Origin of the sequence: Burkholderia sp. S-53 (assembly GCF_025560745.1) — a bacterium.
GTDB classification, from domain to species: domain Bacteria; phylum Pseudomonadota; class Gammaproteobacteria; order Burkholderiales; family Burkholderiaceae; genus Burkholderia; species Burkholderia pyrrocinia.
The window spans coordinates 2,140,230-2,165,528 of the sequence record NZ_CP090484.1 but is presented as its reverse complement, the minus strand read 5'-3'; the positions used below and the strand labels follow the sequence as shown (position 1 = coordinate 2,165,528).

25 protein-coding genes are annotated in these 25,299 nt (G+C 67.0%); 13 read left to right on the top strand and 12 right to left on the bottom strand.

Annotated elements, in window-relative coordinates:
- Positions 1–41 precede the first annotated feature (41 nt).
- Positions 42–881 carry a helix-turn-helix transcriptional regulator gene (locus LXM88_RS31880; RefSeq protein WP_262543425.1) on the top strand — a complete coding sequence of 280 codons (840 nt, stop codon included), beginning with the start codon at positions 42–44 and terminating at the stop codon, positions 879–881.
- A 15-nt stretch (positions 882–896) separates the two neighbouring features.
- On the opposite strand, the gene LXM88_RS31875 is transcribed toward LXM88_RS31880, so the two are convergent.
- The 4 genes from LXM88_RS31875 to LXM88_RS31860 all read right to left on the bottom strand — a co-directional run bounded on the left by LXM88_RS31875 (position 897) and on the right by LXM88_RS31860 (position 5,127).
- Entirely contained in the window at positions 897–1,817 is a 921-nt protein-coding gene (locus tag LXM88_RS31875; RefSeq protein WP_096475702.1) for a LysR family transcriptional regulator, read from the bottom strand.
- Between the two features lie 132 nt (positions 1,818–1,949).
- Positions 1,950–3,140 (bottom strand): MFS transporter, encoded by a 1,191-nt coding sequence (locus tag LXM88_RS31870; RefSeq protein WP_262543424.1) that lies wholly within the window; start codon positions 3,138–3,140, stop codon positions 1,950–1,952.
- A gap of 88 nt (positions 3,141–3,228) precedes the next feature.
- Positions 3,229–4,698 (bottom strand): NAD(P)/FAD-dependent oxidoreductase, encoded by a 1,470-nt coding sequence (locus tag LXM88_RS31865; protein ID WP_262543423.1) that lies wholly within the window; start codon positions 4,696–4,698, stop codon positions 3,229–3,231.
- Between the two features lie 84 nt (positions 4,699–4,782).
- Entirely contained in the window at positions 4,783–5,127 is a 345-nt protein-coding gene (locus LXM88_RS31860; protein WP_089428440.1) for a cupin domain-containing protein, read from the bottom strand.
- A gap of 92 nt (positions 5,128–5,219) precedes the next feature.
- On the opposite strand from LXM88_RS31860, the gene LXM88_RS31855 reads away from it, so the two are divergent.
- From LXM88_RS31855 to LXM88_RS31840, 4 genes are all read left to right on the top strand, one after another.
- Complete coding sequence (locus LXM88_RS31855) at positions 5,220–6,272, top strand: RNA-guided endonuclease InsQ/TnpB family protein (protein ID WP_262543420.1); 1,053 nt, start codon at positions 5,220–5,222, stop codon at positions 6,270–6,272.
- 214 nt (positions 6,273–6,486) lie between these two features.
- Positions 6,487–7,371, top strand: coding sequence for a helix-turn-helix transcriptional regulator (locus tag LXM88_RS31850; protein ID WP_262543419.1), 885 nt, complete (start codon positions 6,487–6,489; stop codon positions 7,369–7,371).
- A gap of 163 nt (positions 7,372–7,534) precedes the next feature.
- Positions 7,535–8,485 (top strand): agmatinase, encoded by a 951-nt coding sequence (gene speB, locus LXM88_RS31845; RefSeq protein ID WP_262543418.1) that lies wholly within the window; start codon positions 7,535–7,537, stop codon positions 8,483–8,485.
- 22 nt (positions 8,486–8,507) lie between these two features.
- Positions 8,508–9,989 (top strand): aldehyde dehydrogenase family protein, encoded by a 1,482-nt coding sequence (locus tag LXM88_RS31840; RefSeq protein ID WP_262543417.1) that lies wholly within the window; start codon positions 8,508–8,510, stop codon positions 9,987–9,989.
- 327 nt (positions 9,990–10,316) lie between these two features.
- Here LXM88_RS31840 and LXM88_RS31835 read toward each other — a convergent pair whose 3' ends face one another.
- Positions 10,317–10,721: a nuclear transport factor 2 family protein gene (locus LXM88_RS31835; RefSeq protein WP_262543416.1), complete on the bottom strand. Its 405-nt coding sequence runs from the start codon at positions 10,719–10,721 to the stop codon at positions 10,317–10,319.
- A 148-nt stretch (positions 10,722–10,869) separates the two neighbouring features.
- Positions 10,870–11,625, bottom strand: coding sequence for a class I SAM-dependent methyltransferase (locus tag LXM88_RS31830; RefSeq protein ID WP_262547016.1), 756 nt, complete (start codon positions 11,623–11,625; stop codon positions 10,870–10,872).
- Between the two features lie 393 nt (positions 11,626–12,018).
- On the opposite strand from LXM88_RS31830, the gene LXM88_RS31825 reads away from it, so the two are divergent.
- A complete protein-coding gene (locus LXM88_RS31825) occupies positions 12,019–12,555 on the top strand; it encodes a hypothetical protein (protein WP_262543415.1) in 537 nt (178 codons plus the stop codon).
- A 120-nt stretch (positions 12,556–12,675) separates the two neighbouring features.
- Entirely contained in the window at positions 12,676–14,022 is a 1,347-nt protein-coding gene (locus LXM88_RS31820) for a DUF2325 domain-containing protein (protein ID WP_262543413.1), read from the top strand.
- Positions 14,023–14,047: 25 nt separating this feature from the next.
- Here LXM88_RS31820 and LXM88_RS31815 read toward each other — a convergent pair whose 3' ends face one another.
- The 4 genes from LXM88_RS31815 to LXM88_RS31800 form a co-directional block, all read right to left on the bottom strand.
- The gene (locus LXM88_RS31815; protein ID WP_047901809.1) at positions 14,048–14,371 is read right to left on the bottom strand and encodes a winged helix-turn-helix domain-containing protein; all 324 of its coding nucleotides are present in this window, start codon (positions 14,369–14,371) and stop codon (positions 14,048–14,050) included.
- Positions 14,372–14,492: 121 nt separating this feature from the next.
- Positions 14,493–14,984 (bottom strand): molybdopterin-dependent oxidoreductase, encoded by a 492-nt coding sequence (locus LXM88_RS31810; RefSeq protein WP_262543410.1) that lies wholly within the window; start codon positions 14,982–14,984, stop codon positions 14,493–14,495.
- A gap of 142 nt (positions 14,985–15,126) precedes the next feature.
- On the bottom strand, positions 15,127–15,894 hold the full coding sequence (locus tag LXM88_RS31805) for a DeoR/GlpR family DNA-binding transcription regulator (protein WP_262543409.1): 768 nt from the start codon (positions 15,892–15,894) through the stop codon (positions 15,127–15,129).
- Positions 15,895–15,937: 43 nt separating this feature from the next.
- Positions 15,938–16,618, bottom strand: coding sequence for an MgtC/SapB family protein (locus LXM88_RS31800; RefSeq protein ID WP_262543402.1), 681 nt, complete (start codon positions 16,616–16,618; stop codon positions 15,938–15,940).
- A gap of 269 nt (positions 16,619–16,887) precedes the next feature.
- On the opposite strand from LXM88_RS31800, the gene LXM88_RS31795 reads away from it, so the two are divergent.
- The 4 genes from LXM88_RS31795 (at position 16,888) to LXM88_RS31780 (ending at position 21,336) form a co-directional block, all read left to right on the top strand.
- Complete coding sequence (locus tag LXM88_RS31795) at positions 16,888–17,832, top strand: choline ABC transporter substrate-binding protein (protein ID WP_412524150.1); 945 nt, start codon at positions 16,888–16,890, stop codon at positions 17,830–17,832.
- Between the two features lie 23 nt (positions 17,833–17,855).
- The gene (locus LXM88_RS31790; protein ID WP_262543401.1) at positions 17,856–18,536 is read left to right on the top strand and encodes an HAD family hydrolase; all 681 of its coding nucleotides are present in this window, start codon (positions 17,856–17,858) and stop codon (positions 18,534–18,536) included.
- A 167-nt stretch (positions 18,537–18,703) separates the two neighbouring features.
- Positions 18,704–18,841 carry a hypothetical protein gene (locus tag LXM88_RS31785; RefSeq protein WP_262543399.1) on the top strand — a complete coding sequence of 46 codons (138 nt, stop codon included), beginning with the start codon at positions 18,704–18,706 and terminating at the stop codon, positions 18,839–18,841.
- 44 nt (positions 18,842–18,885) lie between these two features.
- The gene (locus LXM88_RS31780) at positions 18,886–21,336 is read left to right on the top strand and encodes a phosphocholine-specific phospholipase C (protein WP_262543397.1); all 2,451 of its coding nucleotides are present in this window, start codon (positions 18,886–18,888) and stop codon (positions 21,334–21,336) included.
- Positions 21,337–21,411: 75 nt separating this feature from the next.
- On the opposite strand, the gene LXM88_RS31775 is transcribed toward LXM88_RS31780, so the two are convergent.
- Positions 21,412–22,071 carry a M24 family metallopeptidase gene (locus LXM88_RS31775; RefSeq protein ID WP_262543396.1) on the bottom strand — a complete coding sequence of 220 codons (660 nt, stop codon included), beginning with the start codon at positions 22,069–22,071 and terminating at the stop codon, positions 21,412–21,414.
- Between the two features lie 695 nt (positions 22,072–22,766).
- On the opposite strand from LXM88_RS31775, the gene LXM88_RS31770 reads away from it, so the two are divergent.
- Positions 22,767–23,357 (top strand): GNAT family N-acetyltransferase, encoded by a 591-nt coding sequence (locus tag LXM88_RS31770; RefSeq protein ID WP_262543393.1) that lies wholly within the window; start codon positions 22,767–22,769, stop codon positions 23,355–23,357.
- A gap of 30 nt (positions 23,358–23,387) precedes the next feature.
- Here the strand turns inward: LXM88_RS31770 and tam are convergent, their stop codons facing one another.
- Positions 23,388–24,173, bottom strand: coding sequence for a trans-aconitate 2-methyltransferase (gene tam / locus LXM88_RS31765; RefSeq protein ID WP_262543391.1), 786 nt, complete (start codon positions 24,171–24,173; stop codon positions 23,388–23,390).
- Between the two features lie 138 nt (positions 24,174–24,311).
- Between tam and LXM88_RS31760 the strand changes: the two genes are divergently transcribed.
- Complete coding sequence (locus LXM88_RS31760) at positions 24,312–25,208, top strand: LysR family transcriptional regulator (RefSeq protein ID WP_262543390.1); 897 nt, start codon at positions 24,312–24,314, stop codon at positions 25,206–25,208.
- Positions 25,209–25,299 lie beyond the last annotated feature (91 nt).

The following is a 25,299-nucleotide window of genomic DNA, read 5'->3' as shown; positions in this document are numbered from 1 at the left end:
CGCGTAACGTCGCGCTGTCATCCGCCCGCCACGGTCCGAACATGCGACTTCTTCATCCCGATCCCGCCGCGCCAGGTCACTACCTGGTCGGCGTGCGTCCCGACACGCTCGGCGCCGCGATCCGCGCGGTCGGCACGCCGGGCTTCGTCGGCGCGATCACCGCGTTCGTGAACGACAGCATCGCGGCCGATGCCGTGCATCTCGAACGCTGGCGCGCCGACACGGGCAGCGCGTCGGGCCACGTCGTCGAATGGCTCGGCAGCGGCAGCCTGCGCTTGCCGGCGGACACGCTGCGCGTGATGGACATCTATTACCAGGACTACTGCCACGTCGATCCGCTGTTCGCGCCGCTGCGCGGCAAGACCGGCACGCTGCTCGTGCAGCGCCATATCGACGGGCTCGCGAACGGCGACTTCCGGCGCCGGATCTTCGACGAACCGGGCATCGCGCAGGAATGCGTACTGGTGCACGGCAACGCGCACGTGCAATACGCACTGGGGCTCGCGCGCACCGGCGCGCAGTCCGCGTTCACGACGGACGAGCTGTTCCACTTCCGGCAGATGGTCGACCTGCTGTTTCCGATGTTCGAGCTGCATGCGCGCACATGCGCCGCACGGCGGGTCGCGTCGGTGTCGCCGAATGCGCTGTCGCAGGCCGGGCAGGCCGGTTTCGATGCGCGCCTCGAACGGCAGCACGTGCAGCTGTCGCGCCGCGAACACGAGATCTGCCGGCTGATGCTGTGCGGGCGCTCGGTGCCCGAGGCCGCGCAGCAACTCGACGTGAAGCTGTCGACGGCCGAGTCGTATGTGAAGCGTGCGTTCGCGAAACTCGGCGTGCGCACGCGCCGCGAGCTGTTCGACTGGGTGCTCGTCGACTGCTGAACGCGCGATGCGCGCCTACGCGGCCAGCGCGGCCGCCTTGATGTTGAACGCGCGCAGCAGGTCCTCGCAGAACGCGTCGACGATCGGCTTGTCGCTCGTGCTGCGCTTCATCGCGAGATGCAGCGGCACGTCGAAGCTGAACGTCGAGCGCCCGACGGCCTTCACGAGCCCGCGCTGCTCGAACGGCTCCGCGTAATGCGCGGGCAGGTAGCCGAGATGGCCGCCCGACAGGATCAGGATCGTCGCGGCCTCGATGCTGTCCGCGCTCGCGGTCACGCGCCGCTCGGGCAGCGGATACTGTTCCTCCGGCACCGGATAGGTGCGCCATACCCAGTCGTGCGCCTGCAGGTCGTCCGCCGACACCGGCCGCGATGCATGGAACAGCGGATGCCCGCGCCCGCAGTAGATCACCTGCTGCTCGGTGAACAGCGGCGTGTAGAGCAGGCCCGGCACGCGATGCCAGAAATAGCCGATCGCGAGATCGAGCTGGTTGTTGACGAGGCTTTCCTCGAGCTCTTGCGGCGACGCGACCTTCATCGAGAACGTGACGGCCTGGTCGCGCTTGCGGAACGCGCCGATCGCGTCGGCCACGCGCGCGTTCTCGACGAGCGGCGCCTGGCCGATCAGGCCGATCGACAGCGTGCCGACCAGCTTGCGGTCGATGTCGCGCACGCGCGCGACGAATTCGGACGTCGCCGCGACGAGCGTGCGCGCCGTGGCCGCGAAGCGTTCTCCCTTCGACGTCAGGCGAAAGCCGCCGCGCCCGCGATCGCACAGCTTGAAGCCGACGCGCGCTTCGAGCGCCGACAACTGCGTGCTGATGGTCGACTGCCGCACGCCGAGCGACGCCTCGGCGGCCGTGATGCCGCGTGCGTCGACGACGGCCAGAAAGACCCGGATGAGCCGGAGATCGAGATCGGTGGTATTCGAAAACATGCTGAAGCCGCTGCGCGTACGCGCGTTGCCCGGCCGGCCCGCGCGACGCGCATCGCGCGCCACGCCGGCCGACTGCGCCGATGAACCGAACGGGACACGCGCCGCCATCGGCAGCGACGCGTGCCGCATCCGTCATTCAGGTGCCACTGCGAGCGAGCGCTCCATGCCGAACACCGCAGGCCGCAGCCGCACGTAGCACAGGAACGCCACCGCACACAGCGCGATTGCCGCGATGAGCGCCGACCGCGTGCCCGCGCTCTCGATCAGCGAACCGCCCGCGACCGAACCGACGCCGTAACCGAGCGCGACGCAGCCCGGCGACAGCGCGGCCGACTTGCCGATCAGGTCGTACTGCGGAATCGTCGCGTAGATCAGCAGCGCGCCGCCGGTCCAGCAGCCGATGAAGACGATCGCGCCGAGCGTGAACGTCGCGACCGATGCCGGCATCGCGAGCAGCACGGCCGCGACCGCGCAGCCGCCGAGGTTCACGAGCGTCCAGCGGCGCAGGCCCTTGCCGGCGCCGAGCTTCGGCATCGCCGCGCAGATCACGAGGCTCGCGACGTTCGCGATGCCAAGCACGAGCGATACCGACTTGCCGTTCAGGCCCGCATCGGTGCCGATCTTCTCGAGGAAGGTCCACACGACGCCGACGCCGCCATACAGCGCGAGCTGCGCGCACAGCACGAGCATCGCGCCCTTCCGGTCGATGCTGCCGGCGATGCCGGCCGGCGTCGGCGCGGCCAGCGTCTCGCCGCGGCGAAACAGCGGCGTCGCGAGCACGAACATGCCAAGCACGCATGCGACGAAGCCGAACACGCCATGCGCGCCCCATGCGCCGCTCAGCATCGGGAAGATGTACGCAAGCAGCACCATGCTCCACATCACCTGCCCCATCAGCATCATCCCGAGATTGCGTTCCGGCGCGCGCGAATACGACAGGTAGCGCAGCGCGATCCCGTTCAGCCCGCCCGACCCGACACCCGCGATGAACTGCAGCGCCGAATACGCGACGAGCCCGTGTGTCGCGAGCGTGCCGAGGTTCGCTCCGGCCGCGAGCGTCACCGCGCCCGCGAGCACGAGCCGGACCGGCTGGCGGCCGAGCACGAACGCGACGAGCAGCGTGCCCGTCGATTCGCCGAGCACCTCGATGAAGCTGGACAGCCCGAGCGCCGCTTCGCCGAAGCCCCAATGGCGTTCGACCTGCCCGACGATCGCGGGCAGGCCGAGAAATACCGTCGGCCCGAGGATGCCGAGCAGCAGCATCACGACGACGAACAGCGCGTTTTCCTGTCGCGCTTCATCCTGCAGGTTCACTACGTTCATCAGATGTCTCTCTCCGTGTCCGCTGCGCGGATCGTCTCCTCGAGGGAGCTTGGTATGGCGGCGGCCCGGTTGCGAGCCGTCGCGTCGTTTACATCGGGAAACCCATCGCCTTGAGGCCGCTGATCCACGCGCGCTTCCAGCCGCCTTCGGCGTCCGCGCCGTCGAACGCATGGAACGTGATCTTCGCGGCCACCCAGCGCATCGGCTCGGGCGGGATGTAGCTCGGGCTCTGGTTCGCGATGTCGAGCTTGCGTTCGGGGCTGTCGCGATCGAACAGGATGTTCAGCCCCATGAACGCGCCGAACCGGCTCGCCGCGACGCCGAAGCCCGTATAGCCGGCGACGAACACGGCCTTGTCGCCGAGATAGCGCTTCGCGAACACCGAGCCGCGCGAGCAGTAGTCGATCGGGCCGCCCCACGCGTGCGAGAAACGCACGTCGCTCAGTTGCGGGAACGTGCGGTAGAACGCTTCCGCGAGCCGGTAGTACGTTTCGCGCTGGCCGTCCTGATGCGGTTCCGGGTCGCCGTCGAAGTGATAGCTCACCAGGCCGCCGAAGATGATGTTGTTGTTCTTCGTCAGGCGGAAATAGTTGAGCTGCGTGCGCGTGTCGTATACGCCCTGGCGGTTCTTCCAGCCGATGCGCGCGAGCTGTTCGTCGGTCAGCGGCTCGGTCGCAAGCACATGATCGCGCACCTGCATCACGCGGCGGTTGATGTCAGGAATCCCGACCTTCGCGGTGCCGCTGCCGAACACGACGCGCGGCGCGCGCACGCTGCCCTTCGGCGTCTTCACGAACACGGTGCTGCCTTCGTCGGTCACGGTCGTGAGCGGCGTGTGCTCGTACAGCTTCACGCCGAGCGACAGCGCCGCGCGCTTCAGCCCCCATGCGAGCTTCGCCGGATGCACGATGCCGCTGCGGTTGCGCGACCACAGCGCGCCCGCGAACAGCGGCGAGTTCAGTTGTTCGAGCGTTTCGTCGCGGTTCAGCAGCACGACGTTGTGGCCGTACTCGCGATGCAGGTCGTAGTCGCCCTTCAGGTGCGCGATATGCTCGGGATCGACCGCGACCGTCATCTCGCCGTTCCATTCGATGTCGGCGTCGATGTCGTAGCGCTTCAGCGTTTCCTCGAATCCGTCGAGGTTGTGATGGCCGAATTCCTCGAGCTGCGCGATGTCGTTCGGGAACACGCGCACCGCGTTCGGCAGCCCGTGCATCACCGACGTCGAGATGATCCCGCCCGCGCGGCCCGACGCGCCGTGCGCGACCTTGCCGGCCTCGATCAGCACCACGTTCAGGTGCGGCATCTGTTCCTTCGCCTGCACGGCCGACCACAGCCCCGTGAAGCCGCCGCCGACGATCAGCAGGTCGGCCGTCACGTCGCCGACGAGTTCCGGCTCGGTCGCCGGCGCGGCCGGGTTGTCGAGCCAGTACGGGAGCAGCTTCGTATTCGCGAGCGCCGCCTCGACGCCCAGTGCGACCGGCACGACCGGCGCACCGCGCATAACGTGCGCCTGAACCGGCGCGCCCAGTTTTGCTTCGTTGACTTCCATTTCCATGATCCCAGCCATCACACGCGAAAACGAAACCGCCGCCGGGTTCGCGTCACACGGACGACGACACCACGGCGGCGGTTTCAGGCATCACGACTTCTCGAGCAGCACGTAGAACTTCTTCGCGTCCTCGATCGTCTCCCAGCGGCCCGCGAAGCCGGCCGGCAGCAGGTAGCCCTGGCCCGGCGTGAATTCCTTGCGGTTGCCTTCGACGTCGGTCAGCGCGATCCGGCCCTCGACGAGCCACACCGCCTCGTCGGCCGCGGTTTCCGGAAACTCCACCGAGCCGGCCTTGCCTTCCCACCAGCCGATGATGTAGTTGCCGCTCTTGCCTTCGGCCGCGCGCCAGTCGCTTTCGTCCATCCCGAAGTCGAGCTTCGTGAATTCGCCGATACCTGCGCCGAGCGGCAGGATGTCCTTGATCAGTTTGGTCATCTGGATTTGCTCCGAGAAACCCCGCCATTGATGGCGGGAAGGAAAGGAGTGCTGTTGACAGGCAGCTTCTTCCACGGGTTAGGATCACCGGTATGATTCTTGTCTACCGATACCGGGTGAAGTCGCTCAATGGACTGCTTAACAAGCAGAGCCGTGCGGTGAACTACGTCTGGAACTTTTGCAATGACACGCAGAAGCACGCGCTCAAGTGGAACAAGAAGTGGCCGACGGGCTTCGACCTGAACGTACTGACGACAGGCAGCAGCAAGGAACTTGGTATCCATTCCGGCACGGTCAACGCGACATGCGAGCAATACGCGAAGTCGCGCAGCCAGCATCGACGGCCTTACTTGCGCTATCGCGGCAGGAAATCGCTTGGCTGGGTGCCGCTGAAAGGGCGCGACCTGAAGCGTGAGGGCGATGCGTTTCGCTTCGCCGGCAACACATTTCGCGTGTTCAACAGTCGCCCGCTTCCCGAAGGGAAGATCAAGGACGGAACCAACTTTGCACAGGATGCGCGCGGCAACTGGTTTCTCAACATCGTGATCGAGATGCCCGATGTTCCGGCGCGTCCGATCCGTTCCGGCGTCGGCATCGATCTCGGCCTGAAAGACTTCGCCACGCTTTCGACCGGCGAGAAAGTACCCAACAACCGGTTCAGCCGGCGCGCGGCCGAAAAGCTGGCGAAAGCCCAACGGGCACGAAAGCACAAGCGCCATATCGCGAAACTGCATGCGAAGGTGGCGAATTCCCGTGCCGACTTCCAACACAAGCTCGCGCTCGCTCTGGTGCGGCGCTTCGATTACATCGCGGTCGGCAACGTGTCGGCCGTCGGTCTCGCGAAAACCAGGATGGCGAAAAGCGTCAACGACGCATCCTGGTCGTCCTTCCGCCATAAGCTCCGTTACAAAGCGATAGCGCACGGGGTCACGTTCGAGGAAGTGGACGAAAGCGGTTCTACCCAGTCCTGTTCGGCGTGCGGATCGAAAGACAGCACGACGCGGCCGAAAGGTATCGCGGGGCTGCGAATAAGAGAGTGGACCTGCAGTGGCTGTGGTGTCGTGCATGATCGTGATACCAACGCTGCGTTGAACATTCTCCGATGCGGACGTGCATCGCCAGGTGTGGGAATCCCCCGCCTTTAGGCGGAGGAAGACGTCAACTGAGTCTTTCGTCTCTTGATTGAAAAAAGCAGAGACAAAGTTACTCATTTACACTGCCCCGGTATGCCCCCCTCCGGGGGGGACAAGCGATGTTTTGCCAGGGCGCGAAGTCGCAAGGACACCTGCCGGTGTTTCCCCTTAATGACGTTTTTCGCTGCAAACGCTAGAATCCGGCCGCCTTTTACCGGGGAACCGCATGCTGCTCAACGTGAACCCCTTCCACCGCGACAACGACCGCTTCAATGTGTCGTTCAAGGCGCTGGGCGAGCTGATCGAGACGGTCGGCACGCCGCATTTCGTGCCGCGCCTCACGCAATTGCTGAACGACGTGGTGCCGCTTGACGTCGCACACGTCGAACGCTCGCGCGTCGACGGCACGATGCCCACCGGCTACCGATGCGAATGGATCGGCAGCAGCGGCATCGGCACCGCGACGTCGGACATCTCGGACGTGATGACGCTCTACTACGAGCGCTTCCTCGACAGCGACCCGCTGTTCGCGGGGCTGCGCGGCAAGACGGGCACGATGCTCGTCGTGCGCGACATCGCGGCGATCCCGCCCGGCGAATTCCGCCAGCGGCTGTTCGACGACGTGCGGATCGGGCACGAATGCGTGCTCGCGCGCGGCACCCGCTATTCGCAGCATTCGATCGCGCTGGAGCGCGGCCGCGACCGGCCGCCGTTCACGCTCGCCGAGATGAACCGCTTTCGCAGCATCAGCGACGTGCTGTTCCCGCTGCTCGAACTGCATGCGTCGACCACCGCCGTGCGGCGCGTCGCGCACCCGACGCCCGAAGTCCATCCGCTCGCGCAGTTCGATGCGCGGATCGCGGCCGACGGCGTGAAGCTGTCGAAGCGCGAATACGAAACCTGCAAGCACCTGATCTCCGGCAAGACCGTGCCGGAAACCGCCGGGATCCTCGGCGTGCGCGTCGCGTCGGCCGAGTCGTACGTGAAGCGCGCGTTCGCGAAACTCGGCGTGCGCACCAAGCGCGAACTCGCCGCGTGGGGTTCTGCGACCGCCGCGCTCCCTTCCGCCGGATCGCACGACGGCACCGTACGCCCCCCGATCTCCGGCTGACCCGGTCCGGCCGCGCGGCCGCCTTCGGTTGTGCCGCGTCGATGCGCGGGCGCCGCTCGCATCGAGACCCGTCGATGTAAACGTTGCGACTTCAAAATCTTCGCGCGGGCGTTCTCCTCTACCATCGGCCGATCGCTTGACACCCAAAAGAGGAGACGGTCCCATGCCCCGCGAACTGAACCAGCCGATGGGCGGCAACGAGATGCCGCGCTTTGGCGGCATCGCCACGATGATGCGGCTGCCGCAAGCCGCGACGACCGACGGCCTCGACGTGTGCTTCGTCGGCGTCCCGCTCGACCTCGGCACGTCGAACCGTTCGGGTTCGCGTTTCGGCCCGCGCCAGATCCGTACCGAATCCGTGCTGCTGCGCCCGTACAACATGGCCACGCGCGCCGCGCCGTTCGACTCGCTGCAGGTCGCCGATATCGGCGACGTCGCGACCAACCCGTACGACCTGAAGGACTCGGTGCGCCGCATCGAGGAAGCGTATGACGAGATCGTCGCGAACGGCTGCCGGCCCATCACGCTCGGCGGCGACCACACGATCGCATGGCCGATCCTGCGCGCGCTGCACCGGAAGTACGGCAAGGTCGCCGTCGTGCACGTCGACGCGCACGCGGACGTGAACGACACGATGTTCGGCGAGAAGATCGCGCACGGCACGCCGTTCCGCCGCGCGGTGGAAGACGGCCTGCTGCAATGCGACAAGGTCACGCAGATCGGCCTGCGCGGCACCGGCTACCACGCGGACGATTTCGACTGGTGCCGCGAGCAGGGCTTCGCCGTCGTGCAGGCGGAGGAATGCTGGAACAAGTCGCTCGCGCCGCTGATGGCGCAGGTGCGCGAACGCGTCGGCGACACGCCCGTCTATCTCAGCTTCGACATCGACGGCCTCGACCCGTCGTTCGCGCCCGGCACCGGCACGCCGGAAATCGGCGGCCTCACCGTGCAGCAGGGCCTCGAAATCGTACGCGGAATGAAAGGCCTGAACATCGTCGGCGCGGATCTCGTCGAAGTCGCGCCGCCGTACGACCCGACCGGCACCACCGCGCTCACCGGCGCGAACCTTGCGTTCGAGATGCTCTGCGTGATGCCGGGCGTCGCCTACCGCTAACCCGATCGACAGGATGACCCTCATGTCCACCGCCGAACTTTCCCGTTCCACCGCCACGTTCGTGCTGCCCGCGGCGCACATCGCCGGCCGGCCCGTGCGCCCGCATTCCGACGCGGCCGGCGCGCCGATCTGCAACGCGTCGACCGGCGACACGATCGGCTGGCAGGAATTCGCGACGGCCGCGCACGTCGACGCCGCGGTGCGCGCCGCGCGCGACGCGTTGGCCGGCTGGCGCGATACGCCGCCCGCCGAGCGCGGCCGCATTCTCGCGACGATCGCCGAGCGCGTCGAAGCCGAACGCGACCGCCTCGCCGCGCTGCAGATGCAGGTGAGCGGCAAGCCGCCGTTCGAGGCAGAAGCCGACGTCGGCGATGTCGCCGCGACGTTCGCGTACTACGCGAAGCTGTGCGAAGACCCGACGCTGTTCGCGGCCGAGCCTGTCGCGCTGCCGAGCGACGCCGTCACGGCCGAACGCTTCCACGACGCGGTCGGCGTCGCCGCGCTGGTGATGCCGTGGAACTTCCCGATGGTCACGACCGCATGGAAGCTCGCACCCGCGCTCGCGGCCGGCTGCGCGGTCGTGCTGAAGCCGTCCGAACTCACGTCGCCGACCGAGCACGCGCTGCTCGACATCGTCGAGCAAGCCGGCGTGCCGGCCGGCGTCGTCAACGTCGTGAACGGCGGCGCCGACGTGGGCGCGGCGCTGACCGCGCATCCGCTGATCGACAAGATCTCGTTTACCGGCAGCACGGCGGCCGGCCGCAAGGTGATGCAGGCCGCGGCCGAGGACATGAAGCGCGTAACGCTCGAACTCGGCGGCAAGTCGTCGCTGATCGTGCGCGACGACGCCGATCTCGACGTCGCGGTGTCGCTCGCGGTCGCGGGCGCGTTCACGAACGCGGGCCAGATGTGCTCGGCCACCGCGCGCATCCTCGTGCACGACAGCGTGTACCGCAGCTTCATGGCCGCGTTCGAGACGGCCGTGCGCGCGCTCGTCGTCGCGCCGCCGGCCGCGGAACAGGTCGCGATGGGGCCGCTGATCTCGGCCGCACATCGTGCGCGTGTCGAAGCGATGCTCCGGAACGGCATCGATGCGGGCGCACGCGTCGCCTTCAGCGGCCGCGTCGCGGATGCGGGCGGCGCCGGCTTCTTCATGGCGCCGGTCGTGATCGCCGAACCGGCCGCCGACAATCCGCTGTGGACCGACGAAGTGTTCGGCCCCGTCGCATGCGTGAAGTCGTTCCGCACCGACGACGAAGCGATCGCGCTCGCGAACGACACGCGCTACGGGCTCGTCGCGACCGTCGTGACGCGCGATGCGGGCATCGCGAAGCAGTTCCAGAAGCGCGTACGCGCGGGGCTCGTGTGGATCAATGCGCCGCAACTCATCTATCCGCACGTGTGCTGGGGCGGCTTCGGGCTCAGCGGGATCGGCCGCGAGCTCGGCGTCGCGGGGCTGCGCAGCTATCAGGAACTGCGCCACGCGATGCGCGCGATCGACTGACCAGTGCGGCCGTTCAGGCCGTTGGCGACACCGTGTCTCGCGGCGCGGTGTCGTCTTTTTTCTCCGCGGCGTTCGGGACAACGGAAGAACCTGTCTGCGTTCCGCCAGAAAGAGACCGCCGGCCAACGCATGCGTTTCGCTCTTCCGATGGTGCTGATGTCGACGCACGAACGCGGCGACAGGTTGCCCTATCTCCTGCGGAACCCGGGTTTCATCTGGGCCGCCTCTTGCAGCCCTGGAATATTCGCACCGGATTCCACGGCCGCAACAAGCGGCCTCGCTTGTTCGAGCGGATCGTCCCGGGCGGCAGGCGCGCGTGCGCCGCCGTCACTGTCGATGTGCCGCCGCTTCCGCCTCGGTATCGTGATACTCGGTAAACGCCGTGATCTTTCCGTTTTCGATCGTGATCAGATGCACCCACTCGTCCTCGTACGTGCGCCCGGTCGAGTGGACATACCAGCGTTGTGCACCGACCACGACGACCCGGTTGCCGCTGGCGATGAACTCGCGCGGCTCGAACCGTTCCGCGGTCTGCGCCGACGCAAGCGCCGCGAAGAACGCCGCGACCTCTTGAGGCCCATGTCTTCTGCCGGCGAACGGAATGAAGCCGGTCGGCCCCGGTATGAACCAGTCGACGCTTTCGGAGAGCGTCTGCAGGATGCCGTCGATATCGGCCCGGCCGAACGCCGCGTACGCCTGCTGCACCAGTTGAACGTTGCTTTGCTCGGTCATCGTGCCCTCCCGTCATCGCCGGTTCGCAGCGTTGCGGCGCGAAGCGCGGGCTGCAGTCAATTCAGCATAGTCGAACCGCAGCGCGACACACTTAGGGTTGGCGAGCAATCGAGCAGCGCCGATTTGATATGAGCAATCCGGGATGCCGCTATCCCGCCGCCACGATGACATGCGCCTGAATCTTGCCGGCCACCGGCCCGGCGCCATGGTGGGCGGCAATTGCTTCTGTCGCCCGGTCCGTTGCCAGCTGAAGCAGGCCGGCATCGCGTGCATCGATTTCGTTGCGCAGCGGCGTTCCCAGGCAATAGGCGGTGGCAACGTCGCGTGCCGAGGCCGCGCAACTCACCTTCTCGCGTGTCTCGATGTCGACGTCGGCGAAACCCGCGTGGCGCAACTCCTCCCGGATCAGCGCGATATCGTGATACCCGTGCGGCGTGCGGGCCAGGAATCGCGGCGGATCATGCGGAAACACCATGGCGACCGCGTGGGTGACTTCGTCCGCAAAGGCGTTCTCTTCGATGCGATCCCAGACATTGAAGACAAAGCGCCCGCCCGGCCTCAGGACGCGGCGCGCCTCGGCGTAGCCCGCGACCCGGTCGGGAAAAAACATCGCGCCGAACTGACAGCAAACGACGTCGAACGACGCATCTTCGAACGGCAGGTCGAGCGCGTCCGCCTGTCGCCATTCGATGCGGCTGTCGGCGCCCTGCCTGGCGGCGGCATGGTCGAGCATGGGCCGGTTGAGGTCGGTCACCACGTAGCGCGCGCCGGGGTCGAGTCTTGGCGCAAGCGCGCGCGTGACCGCGCCGCTGCCCGCGGCCGTTTCAAGTACCGAGCGCGGCGAGAAGGCGGCGACACGCTCCGCCAGGTCGGTGGCATAGGCTTCAAAGATCAGCGGAACCATCAGCGTGTCGTAGAACGCCGGAATCGAGCCCGCAAACGCGTTGTCGCGATCAGTCACGATGCCCCCTTTGCAAACGCCCGATAACCCGTTGCAGGACACGCCGAGCGACGCCAGCGAACGCTCGGCATTGTCGGCCATCGGCGACCATCCGCGAAGGTGGCCGCGCATGCCGACGCGAAGTCGGCTGGATACATGATAGGCCTCGAAACCGACGAACGGTGCGGGCGTCGGACCTACGCCGAAAGCCGCCGTTTCCGCGGCAGCGACGAACGACGACGACGGGTTGAATCCACAGTCGATCAGCGACATTCACCGGATTTTGCGAATGTGCCGTTTTGCGCAGACGATATATCCCATAGAATATAACGACATCTGCACCACCGGAGACACGCCATGCCCCGCACGCCGACGGACCGCGCACCGCTGCGCGCCGCACGCGACCAGACGCCGGCACTGACTTGCAAGATCAGCGCGCTCAGGCCGTTGCCGAGCGACGGTCGTGCGCAGCAGGTCACGGACGTCGTCGATGCGTTCCGGCGCCTGCGCGGCAGCGTCGCGCGTTTCATCCGGCTATTCTCGGCGGCCACGGACGAAACGCTGTCCGCGATGAGTCTGCGCGACCTGCTGTCGGCGCTCGAGCGCGACGCGCGCGCCGCGCGCTTCACGCGCCTGCCCGAACTCGAACGTGCAATCGGGCACGCGCGCCACCTCGAACGCACGCGCGACGACGTGTTTTCCGATTCGTTCAGCAACGACCCGGCCGCGATGCGCGACGCGGTCACCGCGCTGGAGCGCGTCGACGTACTGCTGGTCGGACTGTGCGTCGAGTACGTGTTGGCGTGCCACGCGCCGGCATCGCTCGCGGTTTCGACCGCGGCCCCGGCCGCGGCCGCGCTGTCGCGCACCGACCGCTCGACCGCACTCTGCTGATCGCGGCACCCCGTACTGCTTGGCGATTTCCCCGCAATTTCGCCCGTTATATTCCGTGGTATATTTCGCGAATCTTTCGCGCATCCGTCCCCGGTCCGACAGGGCCGGACAGAGGTCAACATGCACGCTCCGCCCTTTCGCCTTGCCCGCACGGCGGGCCTCCCGTCGTCCGGCGGCCATCCGGCCGCGGCAACCGGCGCGCGAGTCGACGCATGCTGCGCGCCGTCGCGCGCGCAACTGGCCGAGCTGAAGCGCCGTGCGCGCCTGTCCGAACTCGACGCGAACCTGCACTGCTCGATCATCGGCACCTGCCTGACCACGCACGAACTGCGCCGGCTCGTGCCGAAATTCACCGATCTCGACCGGCAGCGCGCCACCGACCTCGAAATCCATCACGCTGCCGTCGAGCTCGCGATCAACGGCACGGCCGGCGCCAAGGCGTTGCACAAGGCGCTCGACGAACGCTATGCCGGTGCGATACGCGCGTTCGACAGCGCGAAGGATGCGGACGAACTCCTCGCACGCTGGAAGGACGCGCTCAAGAGCGGCGACATTCCGCCCGCGTACTGGGCGCTGATGACGCATCCGCGCACGACGATGGGCGTGCGCCAGGCCGCGTTCGGCGACCTGCACATGCTGTCGCACCTGGTCGGCGCGGCCAATCGCGCCGATATCCGGCGGCTGGTCGCGCTGGAGGAAGAGAATGCCGCGCTGCATGCGAAGATCGAGCGGCAGCAGGCGCGCCTGCACGAGATGAGCACGCAGCGCGACGCGGCGCTGAAGGAACTGGATGCGATGACTGCGCGCCAGAACGTGCAGCCGCCGGCTGCCGAAACCGTATTGCGCGACGAAGTACACGAACTGCGCGAAGCGCTGGCCGCACGCGACGAACGGCTCGCGCTGCATACGAGCCGCCGCGAGGCGGCCGAGCAGCGGATCGCCGCGGAACAGGCGAGCGCCCGCGCGATGCGCGCGCGGCTCGACGACCTGATGGCGATGGTGAAGACGCTGCGCGCCGAAGCGAGCGCGCTCGAACAGGCGGTGCAGGCTTCGACGGACGATCCGGCCGAGCAGACGGTGGGCACGCTGTCGATGCTTCGGCACACGCGCGTCGTGTATGTCGGCGGGCGGCCCGGTTCGAACCGCGCGATCCGGCGGATCGTCGAAACGGCGGGCGGCGACGTGACGATGCACGACGGCGGCATCGAGGATCGCAAGGGCCTGCTGGCCGCGGCGTTACCGGGCGCGCACCTGGTCGTGTTCCCGGTCGACTGCATCGACCACGATTCGATGAACCTGCTCAAGCGCATCTGCGAACGCCATCACATCGCGTACTACCCGCTACGGACCGCGAGCGTCGCCAGCTTCGTCGAACTGATCGGGCGGCTCGATGCGCAGGCGCGCGATGTCATCGCGCCGGACGCAGCCGCGGGCGACACGCCGCGCTTTTGCCTGCGGCACGGCTAGGCGAGCGTCAACCGGAAAGAAGCCTTCAGCGGCGCACCATTTTCGTGAGCGCGGCGATCTCGTCCGCGCAGGCCGCGTACGCACGTTCCTCGATCCCGCGATACAGGCGGATGATCTCTTCGCCGACCGGCGTCAGCACGCTGCCGCCGCCGCTCTGCCCGCCATGCTCGGACACCGTCGCCGGCGATTTCAGCGAACGGTTCAGTTCGTCCATCAGCAGCCACGCGCGCCGGTACGACATCTTCAAGCTGCGCGCCGCCGCCGAAATCGAACCGTGCTCGCGCACGGCCTCCAGCAGCGCGACCTTGCCCGGGCCGAGCGCGATCGTATCGGCCTGCTGGATGCGCATCCTGAACCGCACCTCTGGCTTGGGGTGTGCCGAAGTCTTCATGTTGTCCTGCCGTTAGAACGATGCGGGCAAGCATACACGATGGCCGGCGCGGCGAACGCCGGCAGTACACGGGCCGCGCTCAGAACTCGAGCACACGCGCGACGATGCCGGCCAGCCGCTTCACATGACGCGGCGCAGGCAGGAGGTCGGCGCCGGAAAACAGCAGCGGCGCGCCGTCGTCGATCGACAGCGGCGCATCGCCGCATTCGAACGCGACGATCACGTGTTCGCCAACCGGCGTGTTGTACAGCTCGTGCCATGAAAACGTGACCGCGTAGCCGTCGTGCGCATGCGCGATGAACACCATGCGCTTGAAGTCGCCGGGCGCGTCGTTGCGCAGCCCGGCCGTGTCGAGCAGGTCCTTCAGCCGCGCGCCGCGATACGGTGCGACCGAGCGGATGAAGCGGTTCGTCGTGAAGCAGCGCAGGTCGAACGGCTCGGCCGTCGCGCTCGCATGCCGGCGCAGATCGTCGAGCGACACCGTCATCGGCCGCACGAATGCGCCGGTCAGCGCGATCGAGCCTGCCGCCGTTTGATGCGCCGAAGGCGCCGCCGTCCCTGCCATCTCCATCGCCCGCCTCCGTGCAGGCGCCGCCGGATGGCGCGCCTTCGTTGTATCGGCGGATATATTACGCCGGGAAACGGCTGGCCGGCAGAATGCGCGCCGCATGCACGGCATAACCGCGGCCGATCGTGCCCCGCGCGTCTCGCCGCTACGCCAGCACGATGTTCTTGACGACCTTCCTGATGCTCTTGAAGCTGTCGACCGATTCCGCCTTCTGGTCCGTCACGAGTGTGCCGATCCGCGCCGGTTCGCAGAAGCTGATCCGGCTGTTCGTGCCGAGCTTGCTGAAATCGGCCAGGATCGCGACCTCCGCCGCGCTGTTGACCATCGCGCGCGCCACTTCGGTTTCCATCCGGTCGTAGTTCGTCGCGCCCCGCACGGAATCGACGCCGACCGGCGACAGCAGCGCGAGATCGGCGCGGTAGCGGAAGATTTCGGCGACCGTGCCGTCGCCGACCGTCGCGGCCGCGCGGCTGCCGATCATCCCGCCGAGCAGGATCGTTTCGTTCTTCGCCTGGGCCGGGTCGCTCGAACGCATCTTCAGCGCGACATCGATCGAGTTCGTGACGATCGTGAGGCCCGACAGCTTGGAAAGTTCCTCGGCCAGCAGCGTGGTGGTCGTGCCCGCGTCGATGAACAGCGTCTGCGAGCCCGTGACCAGCCGGGCCGCTGCGCGTGCGATCGCAAGCTTCGCCTTCACGTGCGTCTGCGCGCGCTCGGCGATCGGCGCTTCGTCGCCCACCTGCACCGCGCCGCCATGCACGCGCTTCAGTTCCCCCAGCGCCTCGAGGTCGACGAGATCGCGGCGCACGGTTTCCCGCGACACGTTCAGGTCGGCCATGATCCGGTCGGTGGAAACGCGCTGCATCTTCGATAACAGAAGCCGAATCCTCTGATATCGCTCTTCTTGCCACATGGGTGTCCTCGGAAGTGAAGGTCAATGTTATTCGAACGGCGATCTATGCTGCGCTCTCCTCCATCTTTTTGATGCCGACGAGGGTCTGCAAGGATTGACGGACGGCCTGGAACTCGGCGCTCGTCATCTTCGAAAACACCACGTGGATGCGGTCGTCGTCCGGCTCGGCGTCGTCCTGTTCGATGATGAACTGGACGATGCGCGCCTGGTCGATGCCGGGCATCGCCTGCAGCGACGTCAGCTTCACGGTGCCGCGGCTCGCGAGGATGCGCACGCCCCGGCGCTGCCGCGCGGCGAAGAAGCGTTTCTCGATCGGCTTCAGCCCGGCCAGGATCGCCAGCACGATCGCTGTCGCGGCGATCGCGGCCACGTACATGCCGCCGCCCACGGCCAGCCCGACTGCAGCCACGACCCACAGGCTCGCCGCCGTCGTCAGCCCGCGGATGATCTCGCCGCGCAGCATGATCGACCCGGCGCCGAGAAAACCGATGCCGGACACGACCTGCGCGGCGACCCGCGACGGGTCCAGCGACACGTTCTTCGCATCCTGGATATCCGCGAAGCCGAACGCCGACACGACCATCACCAACGCGGCGCCCACCGCCACCAGCATGTGCGTGCGCAACCCGGCCGCCCACGACAGGCGCTCGCGCTCGATGCCGACGATGCTGCCGAGCAATGCCGCCAGCAACAGGCGGGAAACGATTTCGAGTTGACTGATCATTCGAGGCCTCCTTTCTTTTGCCTTACCGATCTGGTTGATGCAGCGCGGCCGTTCCGGACCGCCGCCCGAGTTTTCCCGCCGTCGCCAGCCCGCTCGACCGGCCGTCAGCGATTTGCATTTTTGTGCGATCTTGCGATTTTGTGCGTTCTAATATACGGTACGAAAAACTGCAAAGCCAGACCCAAGTTCGTTTGTTTCATCCGATCGACACGATCAATCGTCAGACCATTCAGGCAACACGATCCGGAACACTTGCTTAGGAGACCGACATGATGAGGAAGGCATGGATGCTGGCTGCAACACTGCTGGCGGCGCTTGCGACAGCCCCCGTTCACGCGTCCGAGGGCGACGTCTGCAGGAAGGTGACGCTCGGCGATGTCGGCTGGAGCGACATCGCGGCCACCACCGGCGTCGCGATGATGCTGCTCGACGGGCTCGGCTACGAGGCGACCAAGACGATCGCGTCGCCGCCGATCGTGCTGGCCGGCGTGAAGAAGGCGCAGATCGATGCGTTCCTCGGCTACTGGGATCCGAGCATGACGCCGACGGTGAAGCCGTTCGTGGATGCCGGCGCCGTGCACCAGTTGCCGCAGCCCAACCTGATCGGCGCGCGCTACACGCTGGCCGTGCCGCAATACGCGTCGGACAAGGGCCTCAAGAGCTTCGCCGACATCGCCAGGTTCCGCGACCAGCTCGACGGAAAAATCTACGGGATCGGCGCCGGCAACAACGGCAACGCGCTGATCCAGCGAATGATCGACAAGAACGAATTCGGCCTCGGCGGCTTCAAGCTGGTCGAATCGAGCGAGGCCGGGATGCTCGTCCAGGTGACACGTGCCGTGCAGGAGCACCGGATGATCGTGTTCCTGGCCTGGGAGCCGCATCCGATGAACATCAACTACAGGATTGCCTATCTCGACGGCGGCGACGGCGTGTTCGGCCCGAACTACGGGTCGGCGAAGGTCTATACGCTCGTCACGCCCGGCTATCTCGAACGCTGCCCGAACGTCGGCCGGCTGCTGACCAACCTGAAATTCACGACCGACGAAGAGAACCAGTTGATGGTGCCGATCATGAATCACGCGGATCCGGTGGCCGTCGCGAAGGAATGGGCGAAGAAGAATCCCGGCGTGCTGTCGAAGTGGCTCGACGGTGTCACGACCATCGACGGGAAGAACGCCAAGGACGCGATCGAGAAGCTGATCGGCGCGTAAGCACGCAATCGAAGGAACCACCCATGCACAAGAATCTCGCGCTGTTCGACCTCGACCACACGCTGCTGCCGCTCGACAGCGACCAGGCCTGGAGCCGCTTCCTCACGCGGGTGGGGTGGCAGGAGGACGACGCGCACGCGGCGCTGATCGACGAGCACTACGGCCACTACGCGGCCGGCACGCTCGACATGGACGCGTATCTCGCCGTGACGCTCGCGCCGCTCACCCGCTACTCGCGGGAGCAGCTCGAACGCTGGCATGCGCAGTTCATGGACGAGGTGATCCGGCCGGCCATCACGCCGCAGGCGCGTGCGCTGGTCGACCGGCATCGCGAGAACGGCGATCTCTGCTGCATCGTCACGGCCACCAACGTGTTCGTCACGCGGCCGATCGCGGCCGAGTTCGGAATAGAGCACTTGCTCGGTATCGAGCTCGACACCGACGACGGCACGCCCGGCGGGCAATTCACCGGGCGCAGCACCGGCGTGCCGAGTTTCCGCGAAGGGAAGATCGTGCGCACGGCCGCGTGGCTGGATTCGCTCGGCTACGCACCGGCGGATTTCGAGCGGACCTACTTCTACAGCGATTCGATCAACGACGTGCCGCTGCTCGACTACGTCACGCATCCGGTCGCGACCAATCCCGACACACGGCTTTCGCAGGTGGCAGGCACGCGCGGTTGGCCTGTCATGAAGTTGTTCTGATTCGGGCGATATTCTCTGCTGTCCATTTCATGTTCGGAGGGGAAATGAAATCAGGAGTAGGCAGCACCCAGTCCAGTCAATCAGGAATCCGATTCGAATCGGATCGACAGGATGTCGTCCCGCCGCCCCGTTCGGAAAGCCGTTTTCCGCACTGGCGCGGCGTTTGCATGATCGCGCTTCTTTGCACGCTGGCCGCTTGCGGCGACGGCGACTCGGGTGCGGCGGGCAAGGTCGCCGCTGCCCGCGCATCGGCACCGGGTTCGGCCTCCGCGCCGGTCCTGCACTGCGCGAGCGCGTGCCACTGACCGACGCAGGCCCCTCGGCCGGCCATCCACGACAGAGAGCGATCATGCAAAACAAACCCACAACACGACGTCAGTTCCTTGCCGATGCGTTGAAGCTCGCCGGTGCGACCGCGATCACGGGCATGCTGCCCGAAAGCATCGCGCGCGCCCAGGCCATTCCCGCGGCTACCGTTACCGGCACGATCCAGGACGTGAAGCACGTCGTGATCCTGATGCAGGAAAACCGTTCGTTCGACCACTATCTCGGCACGCTGGGCGGCGCACGCGGCTTCGGCGATCCGCGGCCGGTCGTGATTTCGAGCGGGTATCCCGTGTGGCGCCAGCCCTGGCTGATGTCCTACGTGTTTCCGTTCAACCCGTCCCCGCCCTTCGGCACGGCGAACGGCGACACCTACTACGGCGACCTGGACCACAGCTGGACCGGCACGCACAGTGCCTGGAACAACGGCCGCTACGACAACTGGGCCGACGCGAAGACCAGCGGCACGATGTACTACTTCACGCAGCAAGACATCCCGTTCTACTACGCACTGGCGAGCGCGTTCACGGTGTGCGACGACTACCACTGCTCGATGCTCGGTCCGACCGACCCGAACCGGCTGTATCTGTGGACCGGATGCTGCGGCAACGTGCCGGGCTATTCGCCGTACACGGACAACACGATGACCGGCACCGGCTGGACGACCTTGCCGGAACGGCTGAACGCGGCCGGCGTCACGTGGAAGTTCTACCAGGACAAGGGCAACGGCCTGGATGCCGGCCACGCGTACGGCAATTCCAACAGCGCCGGCAGCACGCTCTGGTGGAACGGGAACTACGGCGACAACATCGTTCTCAACTTCAAGCAGTACCAGAACCTCGGCGCCAACGATCCGCTGGCGCCCGCGATCAACGGCACGCAGATCGACCCGAGCGGCGGCGGCAAGGAATACGACACGAACCTGTTCAGCCAGCTGCAGGCCGACGTCGCGAACGACACCTTGCCGCAAGTGTCGTGGATTGCCGCGCCTTACGCGTACTGCGAGCATCCGTCGTGGGCCGCGAGCGGCGGCGAATGGTACGTGAGCAACGTCCTGAATGCGCTGACCTCGAATCCGAAGGTCTGGGCCAGCACGGTCCTGCTCGTGATGTACGACGAGAACGACGGCCTGTTCGATCACGTCCCGCCCGCCGTCCCGGCCAGCTCCGCGGCCGGCACCGGGCAGTCGACCGTCTCGACGGCCGCGGAATTCGTCGCCAGCAGCGGCAGCGCATCGGATGGCTCGGCCAGCGGCGACGTGCCGATCGGGCTCGGGCCGCGCGTGCCGATGTTCGTGATCTCGCCGTGGTCGAAGGGCGGCAAGGTGAATTCGCAGGTCTTCGATCACACGTCGGTGGTCCGCTTCCTGGAGGCGCGCTTCGGGTTTCAGGAAACCAATATCTCGCCGTGGCGACGCGCGGTGTGCGGCGACCTGACGTCGGCCTTCGATTTCTCGAACGCCGACCAGACCGTTCCCGCGATCCAGCCGCCGGCGAGCAACATGAACCCGAACGGCCCGGCCGTCCTGATCCCCTACCCGACCACCACCGCGGTGCCGGCGCAGACGGCCGGCCGCAGCACCGCCTGCCGCCTGCCCTACGAGTTCTTCGTGCAAGGCAAGGTCGACCGCGCCGGCAACGCGCTGTCGCTGACGATAACCAACACCGGCACCGCCGGCGTACACCTGCAGGCGTGGGTCGACGGCACGAGCACGATTCCCCGGCATTACACGATCGCGGCCGGCGCGAGCCAGTGCGCGAACCTGTCGGATTCGCTCGCGCTGAATGCCGGCGGCGGCTACGACTATTCCGTGTACGGCCCGAACGGCTTCCTGCAGACGTTCCGCGGCAGCGTCGGGTCGTCCGGCAACACGGGATCGACGGCCGAAATCAGCCTGTGCTACGACGTGGCGAACGGCAACGTGCAGATCACGCTCGACAACTCCGCCGGCTCCAGTGCGACGACGTTCCAGCTCACCGACAACGCATACGGCATGAACACGAGGCAGTCGGTCACCGTCGCCGCCGGCGCGACGCAAGCCGTCACGTGGTACGGCGACGGCGGCTGGTACGACGCAAGCATCCGCGACGCGAACGATCCGAACTTCCTGCGCCGTATCGCCGGCTGCGTGCAGATGCAATCCGGCACGTTGCTGACGGATTCGGCGATCGGCAATACGAACGGGAAATTCGTCGCGGCGCTGGCGTCGCAGGGGTCGTCGTACGGCACGCTGCGGTTCGACTACGTCGTGCCGCCGTGGCGCCACAGCCCGAAGAACTGGGTAGGCATCTATGCGCGCGGCGCGCAGCCGACCAAGGGCGGCTACAAGTCGTGGGCGTACCTGCCCAAGAGCACCGGCTCGCTGCTGTTCTCGTCCACCGCGAACAGCACGCTTGCGTCGGGCCAGTACGACGCGTGGTATCTGTTCGACGACGGCTATACGCCGCTCGCGGGCCCCATCCCGATCAGCATCTGAGATCGCGGCGGTCCCGCCGTTGCCCAAGGGCCCCGGCCGGCGCGCATGCATGTCGCGCGCCACCGGGCGCCTCGCTTACACGAGCAGGTCTTCGTGGAACGCGCCGAACGGCCGCGTCGGATGCGCGATCTGGATCTCGAGGATCCACAGGCCGGCGGCCGGCGCGCCGTCGAAATCGCCGAGATTGCCGGCCTTGTAGATCGCGTGCGGGAAATCGCTGACGCGATGCCCCTTGATGTCGACGTTCAGCCGGAAGCCGTGCGCGTCGGCGCGTTGCGCCGCGAATTCGTACAGCGCGATGCCCGCGCATCCGGTGGTCCGCCAGTGATGCTCGACTTCGCCGTAGATGATGCCCGCCGCGCGCGCGCAGGCATGCATGTCCGGATCGTCGCCGCACACGAACGTCGCGCCGGCATCGCCCTCGTGCTTCGCCCAGACGGCGCCGAGGTCGATGAAGTAGATGTCGTCGTCGGCGAGGACGGGGTCCGCCACCGACCGCTCCTTGAACGTGCGCAGCGTGTTTTCCCCGAAGCGGACGAGGATCGGATGCCAGATCCGGTCCATCCCGAGATCCTTGAGCACGCTCAGCCCCAGCGCGTTCGCTTCCGATTCCCGCATGCCGGGACGGATGCCCGCGGCGATCGCGTCGACGGCCTGCCACGTCATGGTTCTTGCGTGCTGCATCGCGTCGAGCGAAAAGGCCTCGCCGACGGCTTCGCGGTGCGTCGAATTCAAAATGGTGCTCCCGTGCGGGTGAATGTGGGGTGATGGAGTCGAACGGTGCCTCGATATGCACCGGAAAATATATCGCTTTCCGCACCGGCGCGTTGCCCGTGCGCGCCGTCATCCACAGCGAAACGGGCGCTCCGATGGCGCGCCCGCTGTCGTGCCGGCACCGGTTCCGGACGTCGCGACGGGCGCTGCGCGCGTCGGCAACGCCCGCCCGGTCGACCAGAACGTGTGACGCAGGCCGATCCGCATGACGAGCGGCGTGTTCGCGCCCGCACGGCCGGCGAACGACGGCGACGAGCCGATCCCGGCCGGTATCGGCACCGCGCGGCCGTTGATCGTATTGCTGGCAGGCCGCGCTCCCGTACGCGCCCGTGCGTTTCGACAGTGCAAACACGATGCACGGCGGCCGGCATCGCACCGATACCGGCGCCGGGCCGACATCGAAATCCAGCATAATCGGGCGGGTCAAGCAGTGCCGCAGCCAGCGCGCGAAGTCGCAGATGCCTGCGGCGCCATCCGGTTCACGGCTTGCCCGCGTTCGACAACCGTGGATACAGCCAGTCCGGGCCGATTTCGCACGCGGCAAAATGTGCAGGTGCAGAAAAGACGACCAAGGAGCGAACGCGGCGCGTATCACGGCACCGGCGATCGCGTCATAGACAAGACCACACCACCCGCCGAAGACAGGACACCGACACATGGACCGAACCGAGCACATCAGCATCGAACCGGCGAGCGGGCTTTCCGCCGACGAACTGGAACGATGCGACTTCTCGTTCGACATCGCATGGGAACTGAATGCGCCGTACCAGGACTTGCTCGATCTTCGCGCGCTGCCGGTCCGGCGCAAGGACTACGGCTTCGATCCGGCCGGCTGGGCAAGCGAAGCGTCAGGCAAAACGGCGCTCTTTCGCGCGACGGCCGGCGGGCGGCTCGCCGGGTTCGTGGCGATCGCGGAGAGCTGGAACGGGATGGCCGAAATCTCGGAGCTGGCCGTCGACCGAAATTGCCGGCGCCAGGGGATCGGGCAGTTCCTGCTCGCGGCGGCTGAAGCATGGGCACGCAACCACGGGTTCGGCTTCATGCGGCTGGAAACGCAGGCGAACAATGTCGCGGCCTGCAGCACGTATGCACGCACGGGCTTCGTGCTCGGCGGCCACGACCGCTTCCTGTACACGGATGGCGACCACGACGGGGAAGTCGCGCTGTTCTGGTACAAGGATCTGCGCGACGGGCAGACCGCACGGAGCCGCACGGTCGACCCGGAATCGGTGCGGGCGGTGCGCTGACGCAGCGTCGCCCGGCGCGCCATTGCCGCATCACGTCCGCGTCGCCACGATGAACAGGCGCGGGAACGGCAGCAGCACGGTGCCGTCGGCAAGTGCCGGATAGCCGTTCGGGCCGGCGAGCGCCTCGCGATAGCGCGCGAGGAACGCACGCTGTTCGCCGTCGTCGAGCGCCGCGAGGAATGGCCGCAACGCGCTGCCCTTGAACCATTCGACGACCGCATCCGCACCGCCGCGCAGCGGGTGGTAGTAGGTCGTGCGCCACACGTCCACGCGCGAACACAGCGGCGCCAGCAGCGCGTAGTAGTCACGCGCGTCGAACCGTTCGGTGCGCGCCGCGCCTTTCAGCTTGTTCGCCCAGGGCCCGGCTGCTGCGACTTCTCGCATCAGCCGGTGCGCCGGTTCGTCGAGGTTGTCGGGCATCTGCACCGCGAGATGGCCGCCCTGCGCGAGCCGACCGACGAGCATCGGAAACAGCGTGTCGTGCGCGGGCACCCATTGCAGCACCGCGTTCGACAGGATCAGGTCATAGCCGCCCGGATCGTCCCACGTGGCCACGTCCGCGAGATCGAAACGCAGTGCCGGCAGGCGCTTGCGCGCGGCCGCGATCATGTCCGCCGACGCATCAATCCCGTGGATCGTCGCGTCGGGCGCGCGTGCGATCAGCGCTTCCGTCGAATTGCCGGGCCCGCAGCCGATATCGACCGCCGTGCGGATCCGCGTATTCGGCACCGCGGCCAGCAGGTCGCGCACCGGCCGCGTGCGTTCGTCCTCGAATTGCACATACTGGTTTGCGTATTGATCGAGTGGGGTCGTCACGATGGTCCTCCTGGTCGGCATGGGCGGCGTCGCCGCATCCGGGCGCGGGATGCATGCGGCCGCCGATGCAGCGCATTCTGCGACTGACGCCGCACTTCAGTAAAATGAATTTAATATCGTTATTGATTCAAATTTCTGATGAAGATCGATACGCTCGGTGTCCAGGCTTTCGTCGCGATCGCCGACGGCGGCAGCTTCCGGCAGGCGGCCGACACGCTGCACGTGACGCAGACGGCGATCACGCAGCGGCTGCGCAAGCTCGAATCGTTTCTCGGCGTCGCGCTGGTCGAGCGCACGACGCGCCGCACCACGCTGACCGAGATCGGCCGGCGTTTCCTGCCGCAAGCGCGGCGGCTGCTGAACGAGTTGTCCGACGCGCTGACCGAAATCCGCGAGACGGGCCTGAGCCAGCGCGGCGACGTCACGATCGCATGCGTGCCGACAGTCGGCGTGCAATACCTGCCGCGCATCCTGCGCGCGTTCTCCGGGCACCGGCCGCACGATCGCGTGAAGATCCTCGACCACGCATCGGCCTCGGTGCTGCAGGCCGTGCTGCGGCGCGAAGCCGAATTCGGCATCAGCATCGCCGGCGACCAGCACCCCGAACTCGTCAGCGTGCCGCTCACGCACGACCCGTATGTGCTCGTCTGCCGCGACGATCATCCGCTCGCGAAGCGGCGGCGCATCCGCTGGGCGGCGCTGCAGCCGCACGCGTTGATCTTCGCCGGCGAAGTGAGCGGCAACCGCGGGCTGCTCGAAGGCGCGCTGAAGACCAGCGGCGTGTCGCTGCATTCTTTCTACGAAGTGCAGCGCAGCTCGACCGCGCTCGGGCTCGTCGCCGAAGGGCTCGGCGCGGCCGTGGTGCCGAAGCTCGCGCTCCAGAAGAACGCGTACCCGATGATCCGCACGATCGAGCTCGTCGAACCGTCGGTGTCGCGCACGCTGGTGCTCGTCACGCGCAAGAGCGCGCAATTGTCGCCCGCCGCGCGGGCACTCTACGACATGATCGTCGCGCGCGCGACGCCTGCTCGGTGATCCGTGAGCGATGCCGGCGCTTGCGACGCAGCGCCGGATACGCGTGGCGGGTCATCCTGCGTTGTGCTTGCCGTCGCTCGCTCACGATGTC

Bases quoted from the DNA above. Each gene is read 5' to 3' on its own strand.
- LXM88_RS31855 (WP_262543420.1), top strand. From the start codon at position 5,220: ATGATTCTTGTCTACCGATACCGGGTGAAGTCGCTCAATGGACTGCTT.
- LXM88_RS31825 (WP_262543415.1), top strand. From the start codon at position 12,019: ATGCCCCGCACGCCGACGGACCGCGCACCGCTGCGCGCCGCACGCGAC.
- LXM88_RS31760 (WP_262543390.1), top strand. From the start codon at position 24,312: ATGAAGATCGATACGCTCGGTGTCCAGGCTTTCGTCGCGATCGCCGAC.
- LXM88_RS31850 (WP_262543419.1), top strand. From the start codon at position 6,487: ATGCTGCTCAACGTGAACCCCTTCCACCGCGACAACGACCGCTTCAAT.
- LXM88_RS31810 (WP_262543410.1), bottom strand. From the start codon at position 14,984: ATGGAGATGGCAGGGACGGCGGCGCCTTCGGCGCATCAAACGGCGGCA.
- LXM88_RS31880 (WP_262543425.1), top strand. From the start codon at position 42: ATGCGACTTCTTCATCCCGATCCCGCCGCGCCAGGTCACTACCTGGTC.
- LXM88_RS31815 (WP_047901809.1), bottom strand. From the start codon at position 14,371: ATGCGCATCCAGCAGGCCGATACGATCGCGCTCGGCCCGGGCAAGGTC.
- LXM88_RS31790 (WP_262543401.1), top strand. From the start codon at position 17,856: ATGCACAAGAATCTCGCGCTGTTCGACCTCGACCACACGCTGCTGCCG.
- LXM88_RS31820 (WP_262543413.1), top strand. From the start codon at position 12,676: ATGCACGCTCCGCCCTTTCGCCTTGCCCGCACGGCGGGCCTCCCGTCG.
- LXM88_RS31865 (WP_262543423.1), bottom strand. From the start codon at position 4,698: ATGGAAATGGAAGTCAACGAAGCAAAACTGGGCGCGCCGGTTCAGGCG.
- LXM88_RS31770 (WP_262543393.1), top strand. From the start codon at position 22,767: ATGGACCGAACCGAGCACATCAGCATCGAACCGGCGAGCGGGCTTTCC.
- LXM88_RS31780 (WP_262543397.1), top strand. From the start codon at position 18,886: ATGCAAAACAAACCCACAACACGACGTCAGTTCCTTGCCGATGCGTTG.
- LXM88_RS31805 (WP_262543409.1), bottom strand. From the start codon at position 15,894: ATGTGGCAAGAAGAGCGATATCAGAGGATTCGGCTTCTGTTATCGAAG.
- LXM88_RS31870 (WP_262543424.1), bottom strand. From the start codon at position 3,140: ATGAACGTAGTGAACCTGCAGGATGAAGCGCGACAGGAAAACGCGCTG.
- LXM88_RS31835 (WP_262543416.1), bottom strand. From the start codon at position 10,721: ATGACCGAGCAAAGCAACGTTCAACTGGTGCAGCAGGCGTACGCGGCG.
- LXM88_RS31785 (WP_262543399.1), top strand. From the start codon at position 18,704: ATGATCGCGCTTCTTTGCACGCTGGCCGCTTGCGGCGACGGCGACTCG.
- LXM88_RS31840 (WP_262543417.1), top strand. From the start codon at position 8,508: ATGTCCACCGCCGAACTTTCCCGTTCCACCGCCACGTTCGTGCTGCCC.
- LXM88_RS31795 (WP_412524150.1), top strand. From the start codon at position 16,888: ATGATGAGGAAGGCATGGATGCTGGCTGCAACACTGCTGGCGGCGCTT.
- LXM88_RS31800 (WP_262543402.1), bottom strand. From the start codon at position 16,618: ATGATCAGTCAACTCGAAATCGTTTCCCGCCTGTTGCTGGCGGCATTG.
- speB (WP_262543418.1), top strand. From the start codon at position 7,535: ATGCCCCGCGAACTGAACCAGCCGATGGGCGGCAACGAGATGCCGCGC.
- LXM88_RS31875 (WP_096475702.1), bottom strand. From the start codon at position 1,817: ATGTTTTCGAATACCACCGATCTCGATCTCCGGCTCATCCGGGTCTTT.
- LXM88_RS31860 (WP_089428440.1), bottom strand. From the start codon at position 5,127: ATGACCAAACTGATCAAGGACATCCTGCCGCTCGGCGCAGGTATCGGC.
- LXM88_RS31830 (WP_262547016.1), bottom strand. From the start codon at position 11,625: ATGGTTCCGCTGATCTTTGAAGCCTATGCCACCGACCTGGCGGAGCGT.